Origin of the sequence: Vibrio sp. M260118, from assembly GCF_036533755.1 — a bacterium.
Taxonomy (GTDB): Bacteria; Pseudomonadota; Gammaproteobacteria; order Enterobacterales; family Vibrionaceae; genus Vibrio.
The window spans coordinates 1-3,193 of the sequence record NZ_JATABG010000381.1; the positions used below are offsets into that span (position 1 = coordinate 1).

General features: G+C 45.8%; 4 protein-coding genes. 2 read left to right on the forward strand and 2 right to left on the reverse strand.

All coding sequences use genetic code 11. The features are described from left to right. Nucleotides 1-808, reverse strand: an 808-nt coding sequence (locus QTO00_RS17070; protein ID WP_331425847.1) for a phospholipase D-like domain-containing protein, incomplete at its 3' end; no start/stop codon positions are given. A gap of 168 nt (nucleotides 809-976) precedes the next feature. On the opposite strand from QTO00_RS17070, the gene QTO00_RS17075 reads away from it, so the two are divergent. Both QTO00_RS17075 and QTO00_RS17080 read left to right on the forward strand, forming a co-directional pair. Continuing rightward, a complete protein-coding gene (locus tag QTO00_RS17075; RefSeq protein WP_331425848.1) occupies nucleotides 977-1,597 on the forward strand; it encodes a LysE family translocator in 621 nt (206 codons plus the stop codon). A 2-nt stretch (nucleotides 1,598-1,599) separates the two neighbouring features. Beyond that, on the forward strand, nucleotides 1,600-1,863 hold the full coding sequence (locus tag QTO00_RS17080; protein ID WP_443088939.1) for a hypothetical protein: 264 nt from the start codon (nucleotides 1,600-1,602) through the stop codon (nucleotides 1,861-1,863). Nucleotides 1,864-1,896: 33 nt separating this feature from the next. Here the strand turns inward: QTO00_RS17080 and QTO00_RS17085 are convergent, their stop codons facing one another. Continuing rightward, complete coding sequence (locus QTO00_RS17085) at nucleotides 1,897-3,075, reverse strand: MFS transporter (protein ID WP_331425849.1); 1,179 nt, start codon at nucleotides 3,073-3,075, stop codon at nucleotides 1,897-1,899. Between the last annotated feature and the right edge of the window lie 118 nt (nucleotides 3,076-3,193).

The window sequence follows — 3,193 nt, forward strand, 5'->3', positions numbered from 1 at the left end:
ACTTAGTGAAGTCGTATTGGCCCTCAGAGAACTTCTGGCCGAGCTGTCTATTGGCGACTTCTTGCTGAATAAGGTCATCATCTAGGTGCTGAGCATCTGGGACGATCCACTCCATGGGGATTGCATAAAAGCTATTCCAATAGAGATCAAATTGCTCGGCGGTCTCTTCAACTGCTTTACCATACAAGAGCACATCGAAATCGCCGAACTCAACGTGAGACTCAAATGAAAAGTACTCATTGCCGATATTGCGACCACCTACAATGGATACCACACTATCAGCGGTAAATGACTTGTTGTGCATGCGGCGATTTAAACGTTCGAAATCACTCGCCATCCCAAGAACACGTGCACTTCTATATTGATGGGGATTGAATAGGCGGATTTCGATATTCGGATGTGAGTTTAGTGCGGCAAGTTTTTCGTCACCTCGTTCTTGCATATCATCTAATAACAGTCTGACTCGAACACCGCGTTCAGCGGCCTCGTACAGTCGCCATGTTAATAGTTGGCTAGTTTCGTCATTTCTGTAGATGTAGTACTGAAGATCTAATGAGTGCTGCGCAGATTCAACCAAAGCGATACGAGCCAGTAGCGCATCTTCGCCTTTATCTAGCGAAACAAAGCCCGTGAGTGTTTTGTCGGGACGATTTTCTACCTCAAAGTAGCGTGCTAAATGGCTGTCTACTTGGTAGCCCAAGTGGGTGGAGTAGGTTTTTTCAGGGAGAGTATCAGGGTCAACTGTCGCACAGCCGACAAGCACTGTGAAAAGCAGTAGGGTCAAAGTACGCCAAAAATGAGTCAACAAGCTGAATCCTTTATCCAAGAAAAACGGTTAATAGATTGATTATAATATCATTTAACCTCGCTACCACTAATCCAACCAATTTAGTGTGTTGGTTTTCGTTAAGCATTGCTTTATGTTAGATGCATAATTAACTAGGTCAACAGACCCTAAATTAATAAAAACTAAATTATGAATACCGCTTTGCTGGGAATGTTTATTCCAACCTTCTTCTTTGTCTCCATTACCCCGGGGATGTGCATGACACTTGCGCTTACGCTTGGCATGAGTATTGGTTATCGACGCGCATTGTGGATGATGGCTGGTGAGTTAGTGGGTGTTGGCTTAGTTGCTGTCGCCGCCGTTTTAGGTATCGCTGCAGTAATGCTCAACTATCCGTGGCTATTTGTCGCACTTAAGCTGATCGGTGGAGGCTACCTATTCTATCTGGGTGTGCAAATGTGGCGCTCGAAAGGCAAGTTAGCGATCAATCTTGATGAGCAAGCCCCGCAGCCGTCCAGTGATTGGGACCTTGTGGTACAAGGCTTTGTTACAGCGATTGCCAACCCTAAAGGTTGGGCGTTTATGATTTCGCTGCTTCCTCCATTTATCGATCAGAGTGCAGACTTAACACCCCAGCTTATTGTTCTAGTTTCGATCATTTTGTTGTTTGAGTTCATCTGCATGACCTTGTATGCCACAGGAGGTAAAGGACTGAAACGGCTGTTGGGCCAATCACAGAATGTTCGTTTACTCAATCGAATCGCAGGCACACTGATGATGGGTGTCGGTGTTTGGCTGTTGATGAGTTAATTATGAATTTATTAAAGCGGGTTAAGTCACAATTACTTGAAGTGCTAGATTTTCAGTCACGGGTCTGGGTAGTGAGCGTGTATGAAGGGGAGCACAAGGGTGAGTCTTACGTTGTAAATGAAGACAGTTTTTCTGAACCCATGCAGTGGATGAAACGCAAGGGATACTCAAGTGCAATGATTGAGCGTATTGACAACATGCGACGCTCTCAGATTGAAGAGTTTGAACTCGCCAAGGTCAAACATCGCTTGCTGCGAGTGAAATAAAATCAGCCTCCGTGTATGGAGGCTGATTTGTTTTTATGCACTCTGTAGTTGGGGTGAGCGCTTATCTAATGCGCCGCTTAAGCGAGTTAGAACCAGTGCGGCTAGTACAATCACAGCGCCAATCCATGGAGTATCCATCAAGCCCGCTTGTTCAACGATCAGGCCACCTCCCCATGAACCCAGTGCTATACCGACGTTAAAGGCAGCGATGTTTAGGCCAGATGCTACGTCTACCGCGTCTGGCGTGTATTTCTCAGCAAGGTTAACCACGTAGACTTGTAGACCAGGCACGTTACCAAACGCGAATGCGCCCCAAATAAGAATGGTGAGCACTGCGGCAATTGGGTTGTAGGCGGTAAAGTTAAACATCAATAAAACAAGTGCAAGACCAACGAAGATGACAGTTAGCGCTTTAATTGGCCCCATAGTATCAGCCATTTTGCCGCCCCAGATATTGCCTATCGCGACCGACACACCGTAAACCAGCATGATTAAGCCGATAGCACTTGAGTTGAATCCAGAAATGTCTTCAAGGATAGGTGCTAAGAATGTGAATGCGGTAAATGTGCCGCCATAGCCAAGTGCAGTGATAGCGTAAACAAGCAGTAATCTTGGTTGTGTTAGCACCTTAAGTTGAGCAGAGATCTTAGTCGCTGGTGGCTGTTTTAAATTACTTGGTACAAGTGCTGCACTGCCAATCAGTGCGATTAAACCAAGTAGAGCAACGATTAGGAATGTTGACTGCCAACCGAATGTTTGGCCAATGTAAGTGCCAAGTGGAACACCGGTTACTAACGCGACGGTTAAGCCAGTAAACATGATCGCAATGGCGCTGGCCGCTTTCTGTTTAGAAACTAATCCTGTCGCGATGGTTGAGCCAATAGAGAAAAATACCCCATGAGCAAGGCCGGTTAAAATTCGGGCCATTACCAACGTGTTGTAACCCGGCGCTTGCCATGCGAGTAAATTGCCTAGTACAAACAGGCACATTACCGCTAGCAGTACTTTTTTGCGCGGCCAGTTACCAGTAAGGGCGGTAAGTACAGGAGCCCCAACAGCGACGCCTAAAGCGTATAGGCTCACTAGCAGTCCTGCAGATGGAAGCGAAACAGATAGATCAGCAGCCATGGTCGGGATCAACCCAACGATGACGAACTCGGTAGTGCCGATAGCAAAGGCACTCAGTGTTAATGCGAATAGAGCGATTGGCATTGTAGTTCTCATAGATTGTGTCAAACAAGGTGAGCATTATTGAAGAAACTTTATTTGCGAAAAATAGTGCTTTTATCAAATTACTTTTGCTATAAATGAAGGTAATAGAGTTTGTAGG